This window comes from Aeromonas sp. DNP9 (assembly GCF_001728955.1).
Lineage (GTDB): Bacteria > Pseudomonadota > Gammaproteobacteria > Enterobacterales > Aeromonadaceae > Aeromonas > Aeromonas veronii.
Map to the genome: position 1 here is coordinate 67,234 of NZ_LYSQ01000014.1, position 21,399 is coordinate 88,632.

A 21,399-nucleotide genomic window follows, 5' to 3' on the forward strand; every position below is an offset into this window, starting at 1 on the left:
TATGTCATTTAACAATGCCTTGAGCGGTGTCAACGCGGCACAAAAAGACTTGAACGTCACCGCCAACAACATTGCCAACGTTAATACCATGGGCTTTAAAGAGTCCCGAGCCGAGTTTGCGGATGTTTACGCCAACTCCATCTTTGTCAACGCCAAGACCCAGGTCGGTAATGGTGTGGCGACTGGCGCGGTTGCCCAGCAGTTCCATCAGGGGGCGCTGCAATTTACCAATAACGCGCTGGACCTGGCGATTCAGGGGAATGGATTCTTTGTGACCTCCGATGGCCTGACCAACTTGGATCGCACCTATACTCGTGCCGGTGCCTTCAAGCTCAATGAAAACAGTTATATGGTCAACAATCAGGGCCATTATCTGCAAGGCTATGAGGTGAACGTTGATGGAACGCCAAAAGCGGTGAGCATAAACGCAACCAAGCCTATCCAGATCCCTGATCGGGCTGGGGAGCCGAAACAAACAACCAAGATTGAAGCCAGCTTCAATCTGAAGTCTGATTCAACCCCGTTGGCTGCAGGTAACACTGCTGCAGACGCCTCCATTTTTGATCCGATCAATAATCCTAAAAGCTATGCCTCATCTACATCTGTCACTATTTATGATTCATTGGGTTCTCCTCATGTGATCACACAATATTTTGTCAAGGAAGCTGACCCAGCTGATGTGACAAAGCCTGCCAACCCTACCGCTTGGCGTATGTACATGTATGAGGGGGATAAACCCATTGATGTTGCTGGGGGGGTTCCAACAACGATGGCGGCTGGCGTGACTCCTGTTCCACCGCTTGCCGCACGCATCACCTTTGGTGCTGATGGCAAGATGGTGACGCCAACAACACCGGCAACCATCAAGACAGAACAATTGGGGGTCGCGCCCCCGGCAGGTGCTGGCATTATCACCAACGGTGCCGATCCCACTCAGGAAGTTGAGATTCAACTTGGCACTGTGACTCAGTATTCTTCTCCGTTTGAAGTCAACAAGTTGACCCAAGATGGCTCTACTGTCGGCCGTTTGACCAAGGTGGAGATCACGCCAGACGGGATTGTCTCTGCTACTTATAGCAATGCCACCACACTCAAGGTCGCTATGGTTGCCATGGCAAAGTTTGCCAACTCGCAAGGATTGACTCAGGTTGGCGATACCTCCTGGCGACAGTCCTTGCTCTCTGGCGATGCCTTGCCGGGGACGCCGAACTCGGGCACTTTCGGGACCATCAAATCATCGGCGCTGGAGCAGTCCAACGTGGATTTGACCTCGGAGCTAGTGGATCTGATCACTGCTCAGCGTAACTTCCAGGCCAACTCCCGTTCTCTGGAGGTCAATAGTTCGCTACAGCAAACCATCCTGCAGATCCGTTAATCGCGCAATACATGATAATGAGAGGGGGCTTGGCCCCCTCTCTGTTTCTGTCGCATTCCCATCCTCCTTATCCCCCCATATCTCTGCTGTTGGCACTCTAATTGCATTTCTCCTGTCAGAGTCATCTGTTTGACGGAGAATTCCATGGATCACCTGCTTTATATCGCCATGTCCGGGGCCAAAGAGACCATGAACAGCCTGGCTGTTCGGGGCAACAACCTCGCTAATGCCAATACCACCGGCTTCAAGTCCGATTTTGAGCAGGCCAGAAGCATGCAGGCGTTCGGAGAGGGCTTGCCAAGCCGGGTGTTTGCCATGGCTGAGCGCCCGGGTCAGAACCTGCAGCATGGCATGCTGATGACCACCGGACGGGATCTGGACGTGGCGGTAGATGGTCCTGGCTGGATTGCCGTGCAGGATCCCAAGGGGGGCGAGGCCTATACCCGCATGGGGAATTTGCAGGTCAATGCGACCGGCAACTTGCAGACCTCGACCGGCCTGAATGTGGTGGATGACGGCGGTCAGCCAATCGTGTTGCCGATGCCGATGGAGAAACTCGAGATCAATCGGGATGGCACCATCAGCGGTCGTCCTGAGGGGGCTGCCGCCAACTTGCCGGAAGATTTTCAGCGGATCAAGCTGGTCAACCCGGCCGCCGATGCGGTGGAGAAGGGGCAAGATGGTCTGTTTCGCCGCAAGGATGGTCAGAATGAACCCGCCTCTGCCAACGTTGGCCTGATTGCCGGCTCCCTTGAGGGGAGCAACGTCAATGTGGTGGATGAGATGACCAACCTGATCCGGCTGCAACGTCAGTTCGAAACCCAGGTCAAAATCATGAAGACGGCCGAAGAGAATGATGAAGCTCAAACCCAACTGCTGCGAATCAGCTAATCAAGGAGTTACACTATGAATCCTGCACTCTGGATCAGCAAGACCGGGTTGGATGCACAGCAGACCAATATTTCGGTCACCTCGAACAACCTGGCGAACGCCAGCACCGTGGGCTTCAAAAAGTCACGGGCCATCTTTGAAGATCTGCTGTATCAAAACATCAACCAGCCCGGTGGCCGCTCCTCTGCCGATACCGAGCTCCCCTCCGGCCTGATGCTGGGGGCGGGTGCCAAGGTGGTGGCGACCCAGAAAAACCACAGCCAGGGCAACGTGCAAACCACCGACAACTCGCTGGACCTGATGATCAGTGGTCGTGGTTACTTTGAAATTCAGCTGCCGGATGGTAGTGCGGCCTATACCCGCAACGGTCAGTTCACCCTCAACGATGAAGGGACCATAGTGACCCCGGGTAATGGCTACCCGCTGCAACCGGAAATCCAGATCCCGGAAAACGCCCAGAGCGTTACGGTGGGTGAAGATGGTCAGGTCTCGGTGCAGCTCAAGGGCGATGGCGCTTCTCAGGTCGTCGGTCAGATCAACATCTCCGACTTCGTCAACGCCAGCGGCTTGCAGCCGATGGGGGAGAACATGTTTGTCGAGACCCAATCCAGTGGTGCTGCCGCCCAGGGGACTGCCGGTGCCGATGGCTTGGGGGTGATCAAGCAGGGGATGCTGGAGACTTCCAACGTCAACGTGACCGAAGAGCTGGTGAACCTCATTCAGGCTCAGCGGGTCTACGAGATGAACTCCAAGGTGCTCTCCGCCGTGGACGGCATGATGTCCTTCCTGATCCAGCGTACCTAATTAGGAGGTGCATGATGAAAGCCGTATGGATGCTGGGATTGTTGGTGCTGGGAGGGTGTAGCAGCACTCCCAATACGCCCAAGCCTGATGATCCCGAGTTTTCCCCCGTCTACGGGGAGTCGGAGCCGGTGTCGGTGCGGCCGACAGGGGCGATTTTCCAGCCGGATCAGGTCAATGGCATCTATTCGGATATCAAGGCGCACAAGGTAGGCGACATCATTACCATCGAGTTGTCGGAGTCGACCTCCGCCTCGAAAAAGGCCAATACCCAGAGTGGCAAGGACAATAAATTCAATCTGGATCCGGTCAAGCTGGGTGGCGTGCCAGTCACCGCCAGTCCCTATGATCTTTCGGCTTCCATTGGTCAGAACAGCGCGTTCAAGGGACAGGCCAAAGCGGACCAGAGCAACAGCCTGCAGGGCAATATTTCGGTCAGCGTGGCCAAGGTGCTGCCCAACGGCAATCTGGTTGTGCGCGGCGAGAAGTGGATCATGCTCAACAATGGCAACGAATATATCCGGATCACCGGCCTTATTCGCCCGGAGGATGTGACGTCTGATAACAGCGTTTCGTCCCAGAAAGTGGCCAATGCCCGCATTTACTACGGTGGTACCGGCGATCTTGCCAATAGCCAGGAGCAAGGGTGGCTTACCAGCTTTTTCAATGGTCCCTGGTGGCCGCTCTAGGAGATGTTATGAAGTCACTCCGTCTTGTCACTCTGCTCTGCTGTCTGCTGCCCTTGGGCGTGGCCAATGCGGCGCGGATCAAGGACATCAGCTCGGTTGAAGGGGTGCGTAACAACCAGCTGATTGGTTACGGTCTGGTGGTGGGGTTGCCCGGTACTGGCGAGAAGAACAACGCCTTCACCGAGCAGACCTTCCGTACCATGCTCAACAACTTTGGCATCAAGGTGCCGGATAACATCAAGCCCAAGATCAAGGATGTGGCGCCGGTGGCGATCCATGCCGACCTGCCCCCCTTTTCCAAACCCGGACAGACCATCGATGTAACGGTGTCGGCCATTGGCGAGGCCAAGAGCCTGCGGGGCGGCACCCTGTTGCAAAGCTTCCTGAAAGGGCTCGATGGCCGGGTTTATGCGGTTGCCCAGGGCAGTCTGGTGGTTGGTGGTCTGGGGGCCGAGGGGGCTGATGGTTCCAAGGTAGTGATCAATACCCCGACCGTCGGGCGGATTGCCAACGGTGCGACCGTGGAGCGGGAGGTGCCCAACTCTTTCAGTCAGGGGGACACCATCACCTTCAACCTTAACCGACCCGACTTTACTACTGCGCGCCGTCTGGCCGATGTGGTCAACGATCTGGTGGGGCCCAATACCGCTCAGGCACTCGATGCCACCTCGGTCAAGGTCTATGCCCCGCGGGATCCGGGTCAGCGCGTCTCCTATCTCGCCACCATCGAGAATCTGGAGGTGGATCCGGCCAATGAGGCGGCCAAGATCATTGTCAACTCCCGCACCGGCACCATAGTGATCGGCAGTCAGGTCAAGCTCAAACCGGCGGCCATCAGCCATGGCGGGTTGACGGTGACCATCGCCGAAAACCAGCAGGTCTCCCAGCCCAACCCGCTGGCAGGAGGAGAGACAACGGTGACCAACAACTCGACCATCAATGTCCAGCAGGAGCCGGGGCGGATGTTCAAGTTTGATACCGGTGCGACCCTGGACGATCTGGTCCGGGCGGTCAATCAGGTCGGGGTCGCCCCCGGTGATTTGATGGCCATCCTCGAGGCGCTGCAGCAGGCAGGCGCCATCGAGGGGCAACTGGTCATATTGTAATAAGCGGCAAGTGGTTGCCACGGGTGGCAATGAGGTAAGCAAAATGGCGGAGTTTGACAGCAACAGCGGCATGAATCTCGGGATGGTACAGGACATCAAAAACCTGGATCGCCTGCGCCAGATGAGCCAAAGCAAAGAGGGACAGGCCGAAGCGCTCAAGAGTGCGTCACGCCAGTTCGAGTCAATCTTTACCCAGATGCTGTTTCAGAGCATGCGTCAGGCCAACGGGGTGTTGACTCAGGACAACCCGATGAACAGCAGCTATACCCAGTTCTATGAAGGGATGCTGGATGAGCAGCGGGTTGCCGACATGTCGAGCAAGGGGGGGCTGGGATTGGCTGACATGGTGGCCAAACAGCTCTCTCCCGAGACCTTTACCCATCAGGATGGACGGGTGCTCAAGATGCCGCAGCGCACCGAGCGGACCTACAAACCCTATCAGTCACCCACGGCGGCTGCCAATGATTTGATCGCAGCATCAAAAGTTGGCAAAGATTTTGCTGAGAAAGAGATGACCGAGGGGGCAAATGAGAGTCACGCACTCACTATGCCCCGTCGTCCTCACCGCAGCATTCCGCCCATGGGGCGCATGGCCAGCGAAGAGGGCAGTGCCACCGGTAGTGGGAGCAAAGAGTTCGATACGCCGGAAGAGTTCGTCAATCGCCTGATGCCGCTGGCCAAGAAAGCGGCCGACAAGCTGGGGTTAAGCCCGGCGGTACTGGTCGCCCAGGCGGCACTGGAGAGCGGTTGGGGCAAGCGGGTGATCAAGGATGGCGAGGGGCAGGTGACCCATAACCTGTTTGGCATCAAGGCCGATCCGCGCTGGGAAGGGCCAAAGGCTGTGGTCAGCACGCTCGAGTATGAGCAAGGCGTCGCCTCCCGCCAGAAAGCGGCATTTCGCTCCTATGAGTCGTTTGAAGAGAGCTTCAACGACTACGTGGACTTCCTCACTTCCGGCTCTCGCTACAAAGGAGCCCTGGCGAAGGTGGATAGTCCCGATCGCTACTTTGAGGCGCTGCAACAGGCGGGTTATGCCACCGACCCGCACTACGCCAGAAAATTGAAACAGGTATTGCGCAGTGACGCCATTGCCCAATACAACGAGATGGAGCTGTAACGTATGGCAAGCGACCTGCTTGGGATTGGTTCATCGGGCGTGCTGGCACAGCAACGCCTGCTGCAGACCACCAGTAACAACATAGTGAACGTCAATAGCCAGGGCTATGTGCGTGAGCGTACGCTGGTGTATACCAATACCATCGGTCTGGGGACCGGTGACATCAAGACCCAGCGGGTAATCAACGACTATATGCAGGGGGAGGTGCGCCGTGATACCTCTGCCTATCATGCCTCCCTGACCCATTATGAACAGCTGGCTGGCGTTGACAGCTTGCTTGGGGATACCAGCAACAGCGTGGGGGCGGCCATCACCTCCTACTTCAAGTCATTTCACTCTGCCAATGAATCGCCTGCCGAGATCGGTGGGCGCAAGGTGGTGATGACGGAGTTAAGTGGCATGGTCAACCGTTTTCATACCCTCTCGGCGCAGCTCGACAAGCAGAGCGATACCCTCAACACCCGCATTGAAGATGAAACCAAGCAGGTCAACAGCCTGCTCACCAGCATCAATGATCTTAATCAGGCCATCATCCGCACTCAGGGTTCACCCGAAGAGAACCTGATGCTGTTTGATCAGCGGGATGAGGCGATCCGCCAGCTGTCGGAAAAGATGGATATTCGCACCGTCGCCCAACCCAACGGCAGCATGCTGGTCAATATGAGCACTGGCCATTCGCTGATCCTCGATGGGGGCGTCGCCCAGTTCAAGGTGATTGCAGGAGATCCTGACTCCCGGGATCAGGAGCTGCAGCTGACCCTGGGGGCGAACAAGGCAACCATCGATCACGATACGTTTGGTGGTGCCATGGGGGGGCTGTTCAAGGCGCGTACCGACCTTGAGCCTACCAAGCGCGAACTGGGGCAGCTGGCCGTGGCGATGGCCGATGCGATGAACCAGCAGAACCGCCTCGGGATGGATCTGGATAACGAGATTGGCGGCGATATCTTCACCCTGCCTACCAGCAAGGGCTTACCCTACGGCAATAACACGGGGACGGTCGGGGCGAATGTCAGCTTCGTACCGGGCAAGGGGACATCAGTGACCCCGTTTGATTACGAAGTGCAATTTAGCAGCGCTACCGGTTATGAGGTGTTCTCGCTCGACAAGTCTGGCAATCGTACCTCTGTCAGCACGGGGACCATGCCGCCAGCGACCTTTGAGCTGCCCGGGCACGGGATCTCGATCGATCTTACCGGCACGCCGGCTGCGGGTGACAGACTGTTGCTGCAACCGACCAAAAGTGCGGCCGCCGGTCTGGGTCAGCTGATCACCCGACCGGAAGATTTGGCCCTGGCCTCTCCGCTTAAAGCGGAAAAGACCACCAATAATGGCGGCGGGGCTGATATCAAACTGGGTGGCGTATTCAATACAGGTGCAGGGTCCGGCTTTGGTACCAATAGTCTGAGCCCGACAGCGCCTCAGGTCGTCAAGATTGCCGCCAACGGTGACTATCAGGTGTTTCAAGCTGATGGCACTACCTTGATTGGCACAGCCCCTGCGAGCAGCAAGGGGCAGAATTTGATGGCAGCCTTGCAACTGCCACCACCCACTGGTGGACCTGCTTATCCAAACCCGAAACAGGTGCCCGGCTACGAGTTCAGCATCACCGGAACGGTGAATGCTAACGACAGCTTCAAGCTCAGTTACAACAGCAATGGCTTTGCCGATAACAGCAATGGCCTGGTTCTGGCCGAGCTGCAAAACAAGGATCTGGTGCGCAAGAGCACCAATGGTGGGACGACCAACGACAAGATGACCTTCAATCAGGCCTATTCCGGGTTGGTGATGGAAGTGGGTAACAATACCAGTCAGGCAAAAACGCTGCTCAAGGCCAATGAGTCCAAGCTTATCCAGAGCACCGGCATCTTTGAAAGTGTGTCAGGGGTCAATCTGGAGGAGGAGGCGGCCAATCTGATCCGCTTCCAGCAATCCTATGCGGCATCGGCGCAAATCGTCAGCACGGCCAAAACCATTTTCGATACACTGCTCTCTTCCGTGAGGTAACGTCATGCGCATCACCACTAACATGATCTACGACCGGAATTTATATTCCCTCAACAGTGCCAACGAGCGCTTGAATACTGCCTATCAACAGCTGCAAACCGGCAATAAATTTCAGACAGCTGGAGAAGATCCCGCAGGGATGAGTCAGAAGATGGCACTGACCAAGGAGATTGACCTGTTCAAGCAGTACAGTGTCAATGGCAGCTTGCTGGAAAACAGCCTGGGGCATGAAGAGACAGTATTGGATTCTCTTAATACGGCGATGCTCAGTGCCCAGACCCTGATCCAGAAGTCAAATAACGGCTCTATCAGTGACGATGATCGCAAGGCCATCGCCAGCGAGCTTGAAGGGTTGCAGCAGCAGATGTTCGACCTGATGAATAGCAAAAACTCATCGGGTGAATTTATATTTGGTGGCAATCAGAGCAAGACCCAGCCATATATCAAAGACGTCAACGGAAAATATATTTATCAGGGTGATCCAGGTCAGCGAAATATTCAGGTCTCACCCACAGTACAAATCGCTGCCAATGATTCCGGGCAGGATCTGTTTGAAATCGTGGCGACCAGAAGAACCGCCAGTGCAACCACCGCAAATATCAAGGTCGGGATAGGCGATCAGGGCAACTTTGATAATTTCTATAAGTCCAATTATAACTCGGCACTGCCCAGCAACACCTATACCGTATCAACCACCATAGGTCCGCCTGATACCTATGATATCAAGGATGCCGGTGGCAATACGTTGCAAACGGGTAACTACACTGCTGGCACCAAGATCCCCTTTAATGGTCTGGAGTTGACCCTTGATTTGCCTGCAGGTGGTGCTGCTCAGCAGTTTGATCTTAATCCACCGAAGAATGACAACATATTGAATGGTATGTCGGACTTTATTACGGCTCTGCGAGATCCGGCTATTTCTGCCGAGACCTTCGAGCAGAAAATAGCCGATGCCACCGTTCATATGAAAAATGCCCGCCTGAATATCGATCATGGGTTGGGTGAGTTGGGCGGCCGGATGAACAGTCTGGAACAGGCCATGGGCTCCAATGAGGGATTGAGTACCCTCAACGCCGAGGCGAGAGCCAAGGTGTCGGAAGCGGATCTCTATGAAGTGATTTCCGCTCTGTCAAAAGAGGATGCGGCATTGAGTGCCTCGCAACTCTCTTTCAGCAAAATAAGCCGTCTGACACTGTTTGACTATATTCGCTAATTAGAGAAGGGCCCCTTTGGGGCCTTTTCTTTTATCCAGGTTATGAAATTTGGTTCCGTGTCATCTCCTTGCAATTGTAACAAGCTGTTACCGTTGCCCATTTAATGGGGACTGCGGGGTTGACCTCTTTGCGGGATTGGATAATCATGCCGCCCGCACAACAGAGGGTTGTGCGAATTATTTGCAGCATCTCGTTAGGCGAGGCTCCTGTATAAACACAGGCCACTGATCTCACGACGTCCAGAGACGCCCAAGATCAGGACAGTTTTCATCGGATTAAGGTGTAAACCCAAGTGGCTTCCGGCATGCCGGATACGTTATACAGTGCTAAAGCTGGTACGTGGGGATGATGACACGCCGAACGGCGTCATTTCCTGCCTATTACTCGTCAATCAAATTGCTGTTTTCTTGTCGTTGCCTCCGGCTGTTTCCGGAAGCATTCAGGCTCGCCTGAAATCACATGAGGATATCTGTGATGAAGAAAACACATACCATTCTTAACCGTCACCAACTGCTCGATCTGGCCGCCCTGCAGGGTTGGTTGGAACATAATCTGGATCCGGTTCAGCGCGCCGATCAACTGCTGACCCTGCGTCCGGAAGAGCTCAACTGCATCTTTGATACCCTGCCAATCCCGCAAGGGGCCGAACTGCTTGGTTCACTCTCGGCCGAGAGTGCCGGGCGCCTGTTGCAGCGGCTCCATGGCAGCATCGTCAGCGTGTTGCAGGAGGCCATTCCCCGTCGCGAGATGGTCGCCATCCTGCGCAAACTGAGTCGTCAGGATCGCACCATGTTGCTGGCTCGCTTCCCGACCCAGGCGCAGGCCATCTACTACTCCCTGCTGGATTGGCCCACCGAGTCGGTGGGGGCCAACATGCGCCACGAATATCTGGCGGTGCGGGAGGAGGATACGGTCGGTCACGCCAAACAGCTGATCCACGATGCCTGGGATAATGCCCAGCTGTTTCGCCATATCTATGTGGTCAACGGGGATGGTCGTCTGCAAGGGAGCCTCTCCCTCAAGACCTTGCTGATCGCCGACCCGCTGGCCAGTGTCGCGACCCTGATGGATCGGGAGACTGTGCGGATCAACGCCCGTGCGGATCAGGAGTTGGCAGCGCGCCTGCTGATCGACCGCGACCTGTCGGTATTGCCGGTCGAGGATCAAGGACGATTGGTCGGAATTTTCCATGTCGATGATGCAGCGGATATTCTGGAGCTCGAATCCACCGAGGATGCCGAGATGCAGGGGGGCTCATCGCCACTCGATACCCCTTACTTGCAGGCGACGCCCTGGCAGCTGTGGCGCAAACGGGTGGGCTGGTTGCTGATCCTGTTTGTGGCGGAAGCCTACACCGGCACCGTGTTGCGGGCATTCGAGGAGCAGCTGGAAGCGGCTATCGCGCTGGCCTTCTTCATTCCGCTCCTGATCGGTACTGGTGGTAACAGCGGCACCCAGATCACCACCACCATAGTACGTGCCATGGCGGTCGGGGAGGTGAGCCTGCGCAATCTCGGCACCGTGCTGAAAAAGGAGCTCTCCACCGGTCTGCTCATCTCGGGGGCCATTGCCATGGCGGCCTGGGTAAGGGCATGGAGTCTCGGCGTCGGTCCCCAGATTGGTATGGTGGTAACCTTTACCATCATCGCCATCGTGCTCTGGAGTGCCACGGTCGCATCCATTATTCCCATGGTGCTGCGTCGTTTCCGCATCGATCCGGCGGTGGTCTCTGCGCCATTCATCGCGACACTGGTGGATGGTACCGGCCTTATCATCTACTTCGAGATGGCCAAGTGGTTGTTGCCCGAGTTGCAGTAACCGGGAGATTGAGATGCAAAAGGCAGCCAGTGGGCTGCCTTTTTCATTTATCTTTCCGGTTTAGCCTAGCTGGAACAACAGTGGCCAGCCCTGCTCCTGACAGTAGCGGTGCTCCTTCTCCAGATTCTGCATCAGGAGACGGTTCTCCTCGCACCAGTCGATCGGCAGGGTCACGACCAACTGATCGCCTTGTACCGCGACTTTCCACTCGGGCAGCAGGTTGTCCTGACGCTTGTGGTGAGCGGCGACTGCGAGGCGCAGGATGCGGATGCAGCGCAGCACCGTCTGCATGTCGTGGTTGGGCAGGGGAGGCAGCTCGGAGAGCTTGAGCCCCTTGCGCTGAAAGCGTACCAGCGCCGCCAGCAGGGCCTGATCGTCCTGGTTGAAGCCGGGCAGGTCGGTGTGTTGCAGGATATAGGCGGAGTGACGGTGAATGCCGCTGTAGTTGATGGCAAGGCCAATTTCGTGCAGCCGCGCTGCCCAGCCTAGAATGGCGCGATAGGGTTCTACTTCCATCTGCCAGGGCTCTTGCAAGGCATCGAACAGCGTCAGTACGCTCTGCTCCACCCGGGCGGCTTGTTTGCGGTCCATCCGGTAGTGGGTACCGAGCGCCTGTGCGGTACGCTCGCGAATATCGTGGTGCTGCAAGCGCTCCTCGAACTCATACAGCAATCCTTCGCGCAGGGCTCCGTCGGAGTAGTCGAGCCGCTCGATGGGCAGCGAGGTAAACAGCCCGAGCAGGATGGCGACCGCAGCGGCAAACACCTCCTGACGCTCCTCGGTCAGCCCTGTCAGCTTGAGGTTATCGACTCGCTTGCGCTCAATCATCAGCGCCTTGAGCCGCTCCAGCCCCTCCAGCGTAATGCTGCCGTCAGTCAGCCCTTCACCCTGCAGAACATCCCGTACCGTACGAATGGAACCTGAGCTGCCAAGGCAGCTCTGCCAGCCCAGCTTGCGGTACTGGTTGACGATGGGGGCGAGCTGGTGCTGCGCCTCCAGCACGGCATTGGTGAAGTGCTTGTCGCTCAGCTTGCCGCTGGCGAAGAAGCTTTGGGTAAAGCTGACGCAGCCCATCTTGCGACTGGTGAGGGCCTTGTGTTCAAACCCTTCACCGATGATGAGTTCGGTGCTGCCGCCGCCGATATCGATCACCAGTACCTGGCCCTCGATATGCTGGGTATGGGCAACACCCTGATAGATGAGCCGTGCTTCTTCCTGCCCGCTGATGATCTCGATGGGGTGGTTGAGCACCTTGGCTGCTTCACTCACAAATTCGCGCGCGTTGCTGGCACGGCGCAATGTGTAGGTGCCGGCGATGCGGATCTGATCCGGCTTGATATTGGTGAGGCGCTCGGCAAACAGCGACAGACAGGCGAGGCCGCGTTCCATCGCCTCCGGGCTCATTCGTTTTTGCTCATCCATCCCTTCCGCCAGCCGCACCCGCTCCTTGATGCGATCGACGATGCGAAAACGCCCTTCGCTCAGATGGGCGATCACCATGTGAAAACTGTTGGAGCCGAGATCCACGGCGGCATAGAGACTATTATCCATTGTTTGACTCGATACGTTTGAGATAGTCGTAAATCGCCACCTGAGAGCGGATCTTGCGGCGGTTGCCCCGCTTCACATATTCGTTCTGCTGGTCGGCATCAATGACCCGCGCCTTGCAGGTATCACTCAGTTGTAGTTCGAGAATGTCCATGATGCGCTGCTTGAGCCGCTCATCATAAATGGGGGTGCCCACCTCGATCCGGCCGTCGATATTGCGGCTCATCCAGTCGGCGCTGGAGATATAGAGCTGGGGGTTGCCCTTGTTGTGGAACACCATCACCCGCGGGTGCTCGAGGAAGCGGTCGATGATGCTGATCACCTTGATGTTGTCACTGAGGCCCGGCACGCCCGGACGCAGGGCGCACATGCCACGGATGATCATCTGGATCGGTACTCCCGCCTGGCCGGCGGCATAGAGGCGGTTGATGAGATCCTTGTCCACCAGATTGTTGATCTTGAGGATGATACCGCTCGGTTGGCCCGCCTTGGCGTTGGAGAGCTCGTTGTCGATGAGACGATAGAGCTGACGGCGGCTGTTGATGGGGGAGACCAGCAGGTGGTTGAATTTGTATCGTTTATAGGGGTACTCGATGTATTCAAACACCCCTTCCACTTCGGCGGTGATATCCGGATTGCGGGTGAGGAGCGAGAAGTCGGTGTAGATCTTGGCGGTCTTCTCGTTGAAGTTACCAGTGCCGATATGGGCGTAGCGCACCGCTTCGCCATTTTCGTGGCGGGTGATGAGGCAGAGCTTGGAGTGGATCTTGAGGCTTGGCACCCCGAACACCACCTTGACCCCGGCATCGGTGAGGATGTTTGCCCAGTCGATGTTGGCCGCTTCGTCGAAACGGGCGCGCAGTTCGACCACCACGGTCACCTTCTTGCCATTGTTGGCAGCATCGATGAGGGAGTGGATGATCCGCGACTTCTTGGCGACCCGGTAGATATTGATGCGAATGGCGCTCACCGCCGGATCGAACGCCGCCTGGCGCACCAGCTCGGTGAAGTGGTGGAACTTGTGGTACGGGTAGTAGAGCAGGATATCCTGCTTGGTAATCGCATCGAAGGCGTTGACGAAGCCGTCAAAATCGCGGCAATCGAGGGCCGGCAGCTTGGGGTTTTCCAGATAGTCACGGCCCACGTTGGGAAAGCCGATGAAATCCTTGAAGTTGTGGTAACGCCCGCCCGGCATGATGGCGTCGTAGGAGCTGATCTGCAGCTTGAGCTTGAGGAAGCTTATCATGGCAGCGGGCATCTCCCGCTCGTAGACGAAGCGCACCGGCATGGCGGTGAGACGCTGCTTCAAGCCGTCGCTCATCTTGTCCACCAGGCTCAAGTCCAGCTGGTCGGAGAGATCATATTCGGCATCCCGGGTCAGCTTCACCGCATAGGCGGCAATCTCGTCGTAGTCGAAGAAGCCCTTGAAGATCTCGTCGAGGCAGAAGCGGATGACGTTATCCAGAATGATGATCTGCTTCTTGCGGCGGGTCCCTTCCGGTGGCAACTGGAAGAAGCGGGGCAGGTCGTCGGTCGGCACTTCCACCAGGGCGTACTGGATCACCTGACCGTTCTTCTTCATCTCGATGGCCAGATAGGTGTACTCATCCTTGAGGAATTTGACCGGATTGACCTCTTTGTTGAGCAGGATCGGGATGATGTGACGCAGCACCTTCTCCTTGAAGAAGACCCGCAGCCACTTCTGAATGGCATCGGAGAGCTGGTTCTCGTTGACCAGAAAGATGTTGTGGCGGGCCAGCGCAATCAACAGCTCTTTATAGGTGTTGTCGAATGCCTCGCCAAGGGCCATCACTTTTTGCTGGATGGCGCGAAGCAGCACTTTCGCTTCATCATCGCCACCATGTACTTCATTGATGAGGATGCGGCGCTTGACGTCCGATACCCGTACCTTGAAGAACTCATCCTGGTTGGAGGAGAAGATCCCCAGAAAACGAACCCGCTCGATGAGGGGCACCGTCTTGTCCATTGCCTCTTGCAACACCCGTTCATTGAATGAGAGCCAGCTCAGCTCTTTCTCTTCATACTGCTTGTCGGTGCTCATCTTGTGCCTCTGTTTCAGGTCGCGTCTGCGCGGCAGTTATGGCGTTAATATATGACAAATAAATGACAGTATTGTTACTGCTCGCTGAACCCTTCGTCGATGTCGACCACCAGATCGTCGGAGAGGGATTCCAGCGCGGTGATAAGCGTATCCATCGCGAGCCCGTCGGGCAGGGCAACCAGTGCATGGGCGTAGAAGAGCGGGGCGCCGGAGTGGGGGGCCGGTTCACAGCCGGTGGTGAGATCGGCCACGTTGATCTCGAGCTGGCGCAGGATGCTGGCTACTTCATGGACGATGCCGGGGCGGTCGTTGCCGGTCACTGTCATCATGACTTGATGGGCTGGCTCAGCGGTCGGTGTCCCTTCGGCAAAGCTGATGGTCAGACCCGGTAGCAGGGCCAGTGCTTCGCACAGGCTGCGATAGTGCTCATCGGGGACAGAGACATGGAGGATACCGGCAAACTGGCCCGCCAGTTCGCTCATGGCGCTGCCCAGCCAGTTACCCTGTTCGCGGCTGATGACAGCTGCCAGACTCTCGACGATCCCGGGTTTGTCTGCACCGATCACGGTGACCACCAATTGCTTTTGCATCCTGCTCTCCTTGAAATGGGATTTCTTGCTCTATCCCTATTGTGCCTGCTGGGACTGGTCATATGAACCCCCGCCTGCTGACAAATAGATAAAAAGACGGGACTTTTCACTTTCTATACACGGGTCTGCTGCCTTGCTCCGTGGCGGCTGTGGTAAAGTAATTCCCCTTTCGTGTCGTGAACTGGATCGTGCTCTCATGAATACCCTTGTCCTATCGGGATTGTTGTTGCTGGCGCTGCTTGTGCTGGCGATCTTCTGGAGCAGAGGCAGACAGCAAAAGCGCCTGCCCTATGATATGCAGGAGACCCTGTTCAGTCCTGCCGAACGATCGTTCCTCGGGGTGCTGGATCTGGCGGTGGGTGACAAGGCCCGGGTCTTTGCCAAGGTGCGGGTGGCTGATGTGCTGACGCCACAGGCCGGGATCGGCAAAAGCAAATGGCAGCAGCACTTCAACAAGATCAGCGCCAAGCATTTCGACTATCTGCTTTGCCACCCCGCTGATCTCTCCTTTATCTGTGCCATCGAACTCGATGACAGCTCCCACCGTCACCAGAAGCGCAAGGCGCGGGATCTCTTTCTGAAAATCGCCTGCGACAGCGCCGGACTGCCGTTGCTGCAGATCCCGGCAAGTGCCAGCTATCTGGTGGAAGAGCTGCGCGAACAGATCCTGCCACTGCTGGTCAAAACCAGCGAACCATTGATCGACGATCTGCCGCACGGGGCGCGCCGCGAGCCGACGTTCAACCCTCTGCTGCTGGACGGCGTGGATGTCGGTGCCGGGATGCGTGGCCGCACTGCCCATGCCGAGGCGATCTCGCCTGCGTCGCTCCGCGAGCCCGCCATCCAGCCCAAGGGGGTAGTGGAGGCGCCACAGAGTGAGGGTGAGCTGGTCGATGGTTTGTTCGCCGATGTAGAGGATGACGAGGAGCATGAAGTGCACCACTGCCCTCGTTGTGATGCGCAGCTGGTGGAGCGGGAGGCGAAAAAAGGCCCCCACGCCGGTCGACTCTTTCTGGCTTGCAGCCGTTTTCCCGAGTGTCGTTACGCGGCGCCGCACCACCATAATCGCCACTGAGAGCTCTTCACCGTGTCGTATGCTGCCCTCTGACGAGGGCAGTTTTCTTTCCGCTATTGGCGGCGTTTGTTAGCGGCGCCAACAGCGGAAAATTCCTCGGCAAAATTTATCTAATCTCTGGTTTCTGTCGATACACTTAGCCTGAATACGACAATTTTTGACAATGTGTCGGAATTTTGGCACTTTGTGTGCCAGCAAAAAGACAGTAGGTAGCTGTTTTATCATTAAATAAAACAATAAGTTAGTTCAGGACATCGCGAGGAATGGATATGGTGGAGATGGGCGTGTTGATTGTTGATGCCGATGCGCAGCGGCGCCAACAGTTGGGAACAGTGCTCTCGTTTATGGGGATCCCGTGGCAGGAGGTGGCACAAAGCGATCTGGATGTGGCCATCGAATCCTCCGGTCCGCTGCAAGGGGTGCTGGTGGGTGAGTTGACCGACCGTCCCTTGTCAGAGCTGCTGGCTGCTTTTCCCCGTACCCCCTTCCTCTCGTTGGTTGAGGCTGAGCTGCCCAACAGCAACTTTATCGGGGTCGCGCTCTCGCCCTTTACCTATGAATCCCTCACCCGTCATTTGCACTTCTGTCAGGCGTTTGTCTCCTTGCATCCCCGTCAGCAGACCCATGACAAGGGTCAGGCCCTGCTGCGCTTGCTGGTGGGCAAGGGGAAGGGGATCCAGGAGGTGCGTCGGCTCATCAGCCAGGTGGCCGAGACCGACGCCAACGTGCTGATCCTCGGCGAGTCCGGCACCGGTAAAGAGGTGGTGGCTCGCGCAATACACGAACTCTCTTCCCGCAGCAGTGGCCCCTTCGTGCCCATCAACTGCGGCGCTATTCCGGCCGAATTGCTGGAGAGCGAACTGTTTGGCCACGAGAAGGGGGCGTTTACCGGCGCCATCGCGGCCCGTCGTGGTCGCTTCGAGCTGGCGCAGGGGGGCACTCTGTTCCTCGACGAGATCGGCGATATGCCTATGCCGATGCAGGTCAAACTGCTGCGGGTGCTGCAAGAGCGGTTGTTCGACCGGGTCGGTGGCGGCAAGCCCATTCAGGCCGATGTGCGCATCATTGCGGCGACCCACCGGGATCTGGAGGCGATGATCCGCACTCAGGGTTTCCGCGAAGATCTCTACTACCGCCTCAACGTTTTCCCCATAGAGACGCCGCCGCTGCGGGATCGCATCGATGACATCCCGCTGCTGCTGCAGGAGCTGCTTAACCGCCATGCCGAGCAGCACCACGGCTTTATCCGGCTGACCCAGCGGGCGCTGGAGTCGCTGATGCAGTACCCCTGGCCCGGTAACGTGCGCGAGCTATCCAACCTGCTGGAGCGGCTGCTGATCCTCTACCCGCACCAGATCGTCGATGTGGCCGATCTGCCTAGTCGTTATCGCCTGCTGCCGAGCGAGCCGCGGGATGAGCGGCTGACCGAGATGGATGAGCGGGATGCGCTGGCGGCGGTGTTTCAGGATCCGCCCGAGCTGGATCACGCCCTCGCCTCGGCCCGCACCATGCAGTTGCCGGAGGAGGGGGTCAATCTCAAAGAGATGCTGGCCGACCTCGAAGTGGAGCTGATCCGTCAGGCGCTGGAGTCTCAGGACGGGGTGGTGGCCCGCGCTGCCGATCTGCTCGGCATGCGCCGTACCACCTTGGTGGAGAAGATGAAAAAGTACGGGATGAGCAAGGACGTCTGAGGGTCAAAGCCTTGACGCAAATGCGCAACTAATTGTTTTAATTCATATAATTTAGTGGCATGGAAATTGAATAACCTGACCCAATAGCCAGTTTGAGGTCAGGTTTATGACAATCCAGCAGCAGGACATGCCACTCCAGTCCCACGAAGTGAGCCAGCTCTATGCCATCTTCAAGGCGCTTCCCACCGGGGTGTTGCTGCTTGACGGGGCAGGGGTGGTCACCCGCGCGAATCCGGCGGCCATATCCCTGCTGGGGGAGCCGCTGGAAGGGGAGCTCTGGCGCCACATCATTGCCCGCTGCTTCGAGCCGCGCGAGGATGATGGCCACGAGATCTCCCTGCGCGACGGGCGCCGGGTCCAGCTCTCGACTCAACCGCTGCCGGATCAGCCCGGCCAGCTGGTCTTTATCAACGACCTGACCGAAACCCGTAAACTGCAAGACCGCATCAACCACATGAAGCGGCTGTCGGCGCTGGGTAATATGGCGGCCTCGCTCGCCCACCAGATCCGCACGCCGCTCTCCGCCGCCATGCTCTATGCCGCCAATCTGGCCAACCGCACCCTCAAGCCGGAATCCCGCACTCAATTTCAGCAAAAGCTGATGGCCCGTTTGCAGGATCTGGAGAAGCAGATCAATGACATACTGCTGTTTGCCCGCAATGGCGACAATCAGGTGGTCACCCCCATCTCGGTACAAGGGCTGCTGGCCGAAGTGCAGGCCGGTGCCGAGGCCTTTTGCCAGCAGCAGGGCTGCGAGCTGCACATGGAGGCGCCGGAGCCCGATCTCTGTCTGCTGGCCAACAGCAGTGCGCTGGCGGGGGCCATCAACAACCTGATTGCCAATGCCCAGCAGGCAGGGGCTACGTCACTCTTGGTCAGCGCGGTGCGCAGCGGTGCCCGGGTGGAGATGCGGGTCATCGATAATGGCAAGGGGATCCCTTCCCATCAGCTCGGTCAGGTATTCGAACCCTTCTTTACCACTCGCTCCCAGGGCACAGGTCTCGGGCTGGCGGTGGTGCAATCTGTAGTGCGTGCCCATCAGGGCGAGGTCGGTGTGGCCTCGGTTCCCGGTGAAGGCACCTGCTTTACTCTGTCGTTCCCCCTGCACCAGCAACCGGTGCAGCTTGGAGGTGTAGCATGACACAGGCCAGGATCCTGGTAGTTGAAGATGACAATGGCCTGCGCGAAGCGCTGGTGGATACCCTTTTGCTCGGCGGTTATGAGTGCCGTGAAGCGGACAGCGGCGAGCGGGCTCTGCTGGCCCTCTCCCGTCAGCCGTTTGACATGGTGATCTCCGATATCCAGATGGGGGGGATGGACGGCCTCACCCTGCTGGCCACCATTCGCCAGCAATATCCGCAGATACCTGTGCTGCTGATGACCGCCTACGCCAACATCGACGGTGCGGTGCGCGCCATGCGTGAAGGGGCCATCGACTATCTGGCCAAGCCATTTTCGCCGGAGGTGCTGCTTAATCAGGTCAGCCGCTATGTGCCCGCCCAGAAGGTGGAGAAGCGCGCCGTGGTTTACGGGGACCCCAAAACTGCCGAGCTGTTCCAGCTGGCGACCCGGGTGGCCAGAAGCGAAGCGACCGTGATGGTGACCGGCCCGAGCGGGACGGGGAAAGAGGTGCTGGCCCGTTACATTCACGATAACTCCAGCCGCGCCGAGCAGCCCTTCGTCGCCATCAACTGCGCCGCCATTCCGGAAAACATGCTGGAGGCGACCCTGTTTGGCTACGAGAAGGGGGCTTTCACCGGTGCGGTACAGGGGTGCCCGGGCAAGTTCGAACAGGCGCAGGGGGGCACCCTGCTGCTTGACGAGATCACCGAGATGGATCAGGGGCTGCAAGCCAAATTGCTGCGGGTGTTGCAGGAGAAAGAGGTGGAGCGGCTCGGCAGTCGCAAGATGATCCCGCTGGATGTGCGGGTCATCGCTACCAGCAACCGGGATTTGAAAAAAGCGGTGCAGGATGGTCTGTTCCGCGAAGATCTCTACTATCGCCTCAACGTCTTTCCGCTGCGCTGGTCTGCCCTGTGCGAGCGGCCCGGTGACATTCTGCCGCTGGCGGAACATCTGCTGGCGCTTCATGCCAGTCAGCAGGGGCTGCCGACACCACAGTTGACGGATGCCTCGCGGGAGCGGCTGCTGGCCCACCCTTGGCCCGGCAATGTGCGGGAGCTGGACAACGTGGTACAGCGCGCCCTGATCCTCAGCCCCGACGGGGTCATTGATTGTGACCACCTTATTCTGGAAGAGCTGGACGAGCAGGAGATGGAGTTTGTCAGCGTGGAGCGCAGCTATGGCGGCGATCGCCTCGGCAGCGAACTCAAGCAGCAGGAGCACCAGATCATCCTCGACACCCTGCAAGATTGTAACGGCAGCCGCAAGGCGGTGGCCGACCGACTCGGGATTAGCCCGCGCACCCTGCGCTACAAGCTGGCCCAGATGCGGGAGGCGGGGATCGACCTGCCAGCCTGAGGCCGAGAGGGAAACCGCACTGTGTGGGGGCTGTCATGGTCTTGACGGCCCGGCTCGATTATTATGGGGCCCTTGGCGTTTTGAGCCTGGGCCCTGTTTTTATTGGTAAAGCAGGGGACCGAGCCTTAATAAGGGACCCCTATGATCTCTCATCGAAAACTCGAAACCGTACTGAACCATCTGCTCGAACCGCACGCCATCAAGGATTACTGCCCCAACGGCTTGCAAGTGGAGGGGCGTGAGCGCATTCGCAAGGTAGTGACCGGTGTCACCGCCAGTCAGGCGCTTATCGACGCCGCCGTGGCTGCCGAGGCCGATGCCATTCTGGTCCATCACGGCTACTTCTGGAGCGGTGAACCGGCCCAGATCACCGGCATGAAGCAGCGTCGGCTCAAGACCCTGCTGACCCACGATATCAACCTGTTTGCCTACCATTTGCCGCTGGATGTCCATCCCGAGGTGGGTAACAACGCCCAGCTTGCCAAGCTGCTCGACATCAAGGTGCGTCGCGGTCTGGAGCCGTGGAACAGCAAGAGTGTCGCCATGGTGGGCAAGCTGGAAGAGCCGATGAGCGGTGCCGACTTTGCCAAGCTGATTGCCGAGCGCCTTGGCCGTGAACCACTCTATTGTGGCGATACCGGTCCCGAGCTTATCCGTTCCGTGGCCTGGTGCACCGGCGGCGGTCAGAGCTACATCAATCTGGCGGCGGAGCAGGGCATCGATGCCTTTATCTCCGGTGAAGCCTCAGAGCAGACCATTCACACCGCCCGCGAGATGGGGATGCACTTCTACGCCGCGGGCCATCACGCCACCGAGCGTTACGGCGTCAAGGCGCTGGGGGAGTGGCTGGCGACCGTGCATGGGTTGGATGTGACCTTTATCGATATCGACAATCCGGTCTAGGGTCGCTTGGCCGCGTAGCGGCGTAATCGGA

General features: G+C 57.8%; 17 protein-coding genes and 1 riboswitch. Of the genes, 14 read left to right on the plus strand and 3 right to left on the minus strand.

Translation table 11 applies throughout. The features are described from left to right. Position 1 precedes the first annotated feature (1 nt). The 9 genes from flgE to mgtE all read left to right on the plus strand — a co-directional run bounded on the left by flgE (position 2) and on the right by mgtE (position 11,018). Positions 2-1,375, plus strand: a complete 1,374-nt coding sequence (gene flgE / locus A9G06_RS11210; RefSeq protein WP_042080196.1) for a flagellar hook protein FlgE — start codon at positions 2-4, stop codon at positions 1,373-1,375. Positions 1,376-1,519: 144 nt separating this feature from the next. Beyond that, on the plus strand, positions 1,520-2,266 hold the full coding sequence (gene flgF / locus A9G06_RS11215; protein ID WP_005334159.1) for a flagellar basal-body rod protein FlgF: 747 nt from the start codon (positions 1,520-1,522) through the stop codon (positions 2,264-2,266). 15 nt (positions 2,267-2,281) lie between these two features. Beyond that, positions 2,282-3,070, plus strand: a complete 789-nt coding sequence (gene flgG, locus A9G06_RS11220; protein ID WP_005334158.1) for a flagellar basal-body rod protein FlgG — start codon at positions 2,282-2,284, stop codon at positions 3,068-3,070. A 14-nt stretch (positions 3,071-3,084) separates the two neighbouring features. After that, the gene (gene flgH / locus A9G06_RS11225) at positions 3,085-3,756 is read left to right on the plus strand and encodes a flagellar basal body L-ring protein FlgH (RefSeq protein WP_005334152.1); all 672 of its coding nucleotides are present in this window, start codon (positions 3,085-3,087) and stop codon (positions 3,754-3,756) included. 8 nt (positions 3,757-3,764) lie between these two features. Next, complete coding sequence (locus A9G06_RS11230) at positions 3,765-4,862, plus strand: flagellar basal body P-ring protein FlgI (RefSeq protein ID WP_005350664.1); 1,098 nt, start codon at positions 3,765-3,767, stop codon at positions 4,860-4,862. A 43-nt stretch (positions 4,863-4,905) separates the two neighbouring features. Beyond that, complete coding sequence (flgJ, locus tag A9G06_RS11235; protein WP_069555276.1) at positions 4,906-5,979, plus strand: flagellar assembly peptidoglycan hydrolase FlgJ; 1,074 nt, start codon at positions 4,906-4,908, stop codon at positions 5,977-5,979. Between the two features lie 3 nt (positions 5,980-5,982). Next, positions 5,983-7,986, plus strand: coding sequence for a flagellar basal body rod C-terminal domain-containing protein (locus A9G06_RS11240; RefSeq protein WP_069555277.1), 2,004 nt, complete (start codon positions 5,983-5,985; stop codon positions 7,984-7,986). Positions 7,987-7,990: 4 nt separating this feature from the next. Beyond that, the gene (flgL, locus tag A9G06_RS11245) at positions 7,991-9,199 is read left to right on the plus strand and encodes a flagellar hook-associated protein FlgL (RefSeq protein ID WP_069555278.1); all 1,209 of its coding nucleotides are present in this window, start codon (positions 7,991-7,993) and stop codon (positions 9,197-9,199) included. A gap of 183 nt (positions 9,200-9,382) precedes the next feature. Further along, a riboswitch (M-box (ykoK) riboswitch) is annotated at positions 9,383-9,552 on the plus strand. A 122-nt stretch (positions 9,553-9,674) separates the two neighbouring features. Continuing rightward, a complete protein-coding gene (gene mgtE, locus A9G06_RS11250; RefSeq protein ID WP_069555279.1) occupies positions 9,675-11,018 on the plus strand; it encodes a magnesium transporter in 1,344 nt (447 codons plus the stop codon). 60 nt (positions 11,019-11,078) lie between these two features. Here the strand turns inward: mgtE and ppx are convergent, their stop codons facing one another. From ppx to A9G06_RS11265, 3 genes are all read right to left on the minus strand, one after another. Then, a complete protein-coding gene (ppx, locus tag A9G06_RS11255) occupies positions 11,079-12,569 on the minus strand; it encodes an exopolyphosphatase (protein WP_069555280.1) in 1,491 nt (496 codons plus the stop codon). Next, positions 12,562-14,628: a polyphosphate kinase 1 gene (gene ppk1, locus A9G06_RS11260; RefSeq protein WP_069555281.1), complete on the minus strand. Its 2,067-nt coding sequence runs from the start codon at positions 14,626-14,628 to the stop codon at positions 12,562-12,564. Before ppk1 ends, ppx begins: the two co-directional genes overlap by 8 nt. 74 nt (positions 14,629-14,702) lie before the next feature. After that, positions 14,703-15,218: an ACT domain-containing protein gene (locus A9G06_RS11265; RefSeq protein ID WP_069555282.1), complete on the minus strand. Its 516-nt coding sequence runs from the start codon at positions 15,216-15,218 to the stop codon at positions 14,703-14,705. A gap of 196 nt (positions 15,219-15,414) precedes the next feature. Here A9G06_RS11265 and A9G06_RS11270 point away from each other — a divergent pair, with 196 nt between their 5' ends. From A9G06_RS11270 to A9G06_RS11290, 5 genes are all read left to right on the plus strand, one after another. Next, the gene (locus tag A9G06_RS11270; protein ID WP_069555283.1) at positions 15,415-16,293 is read left to right on the plus strand and encodes a DUF2726 domain-containing protein; all 879 of its coding nucleotides are present in this window, start codon (positions 15,415-15,417) and stop codon (positions 16,291-16,293) included. A 269-nt stretch (positions 16,294-16,562) separates the two neighbouring features. Next, positions 16,563-17,984 carry a sigma-54 dependent transcriptional regulator gene (locus tag A9G06_RS11275; protein ID WP_069555315.1) on the plus strand — a complete coding sequence of 474 codons (1,422 nt, stop codon included), beginning with the start codon at positions 16,563-16,565 and terminating at the stop codon, positions 17,982-17,984. A gap of 106 nt (positions 17,985-18,090) precedes the next feature. Then, entirely contained in the window at positions 18,091-19,125 is a 1,035-nt protein-coding gene (locus tag A9G06_RS11280) for an ATP-binding protein (protein WP_005334126.1), read from the plus strand. Next, positions 19,122-20,465 (plus strand): sigma-54 dependent transcriptional regulator, encoded by a 1,344-nt coding sequence (locus A9G06_RS11285; protein ID WP_021231049.1) that lies wholly within the window; start codon positions 19,122-19,124, stop codon positions 20,463-20,465. The genes A9G06_RS11280 and A9G06_RS11285 overlap by 4 nt, the downstream gene beginning before the upstream one ends. 141 nt (positions 20,466-20,606) lie before the next feature. Then, positions 20,607-21,368, plus strand: a complete 762-nt coding sequence (locus A9G06_RS11290; RefSeq protein ID WP_021231048.1) for a Nif3-like dinuclear metal center hexameric protein — start codon at positions 20,607-20,609, stop codon at positions 21,366-21,368. Positions 21,369-21,399 lie beyond the last annotated feature (31 nt).

Coding starts and splice junctions, on each gene's coding strand:
- flgE (WP_042080196.1), top strand. CDS start 2: ATGTCATTTAACAATGCCTTGAGCGGTGTCAACGCGGCACAAAAAGAC.
- flgF (WP_005334159.1), top strand. CDS start 1,520: ATGGATCACCTGCTTTATATCGCCATGTCCGGGGCCAAAGAGACCATG.
- flgG (WP_005334158.1), top strand. CDS start 2,282: ATGAATCCTGCACTCTGGATCAGCAAGACCGGGTTGGATGCACAGCAG.
- flgH (WP_005334152.1), top strand. CDS start 3,085: ATGAAAGCCGTATGGATGCTGGGATTGTTGGTGCTGGGAGGGTGTAGC.
- A9G06_RS11230 (WP_005350664.1), top strand. CDS start 3,765: ATGAAGTCACTCCGTCTTGTCACTCTGCTCTGCTGTCTGCTGCCCTTG.
- flgJ (WP_069555276.1), top strand. CDS start 4,906: ATGGCGGAGTTTGACAGCAACAGCGGCATGAATCTCGGGATGGTACAG.
- A9G06_RS11240 (WP_069555277.1), top strand. CDS start 5,983: ATGGCAAGCGACCTGCTTGGGATTGGTTCATCGGGCGTGCTGGCACAG.
- flgL (WP_069555278.1), top strand. CDS start 7,991: ATGCGCATCACCACTAACATGATCTACGACCGGAATTTATATTCCCTC.
- mgtE (WP_069555279.1), top strand. CDS start 9,675: ATGAAGAAAACACATACCATTCTTAACCGTCACCAACTGCTCGATCTG.
- ppx (WP_069555280.1), bottom strand. CDS start 12,569: ATGGATAATAGTCTCTATGCCGCCGTGGATCTCGGCTCCAACAGTTTT.
- ppk1 (WP_069555281.1), bottom strand. CDS start 14,628: ATGAGCACCGACAAGCAGTATGAAGAGAAAGAGCTGAGCTGGCTCTCA.
- A9G06_RS11265 (WP_069555282.1), bottom strand. CDS start 15,218: ATGCAAAAGCAATTGGTGGTCACCGTGATCGGTGCAGACAAACCCGGG.
- A9G06_RS11270 (WP_069555283.1), top strand. CDS start 15,415: ATGAATACCCTTGTCCTATCGGGATTGTTGTTGCTGGCGCTGCTTGTG.
- A9G06_RS11275 (WP_069555315.1), top strand. CDS start 16,563: ATGGTGGAGATGGGCGTGTTGATTGTTGATGCCGATGCGCAGCGGCGC.
- A9G06_RS11280 (WP_005334126.1), top strand. CDS start 18,091: ATGACAATCCAGCAGCAGGACATGCCACTCCAGTCCCACGAAGTGAGC.
- A9G06_RS11285 (WP_021231049.1), top strand. CDS start 19,122: ATGACACAGGCCAGGATCCTGGTAGTTGAAGATGACAATGGCCTGCGC.
- A9G06_RS11290 (WP_021231048.1), top strand. CDS start 20,607: ATGATCTCTCATCGAAAACTCGAAACCGTACTGAACCATCTGCTCGAA.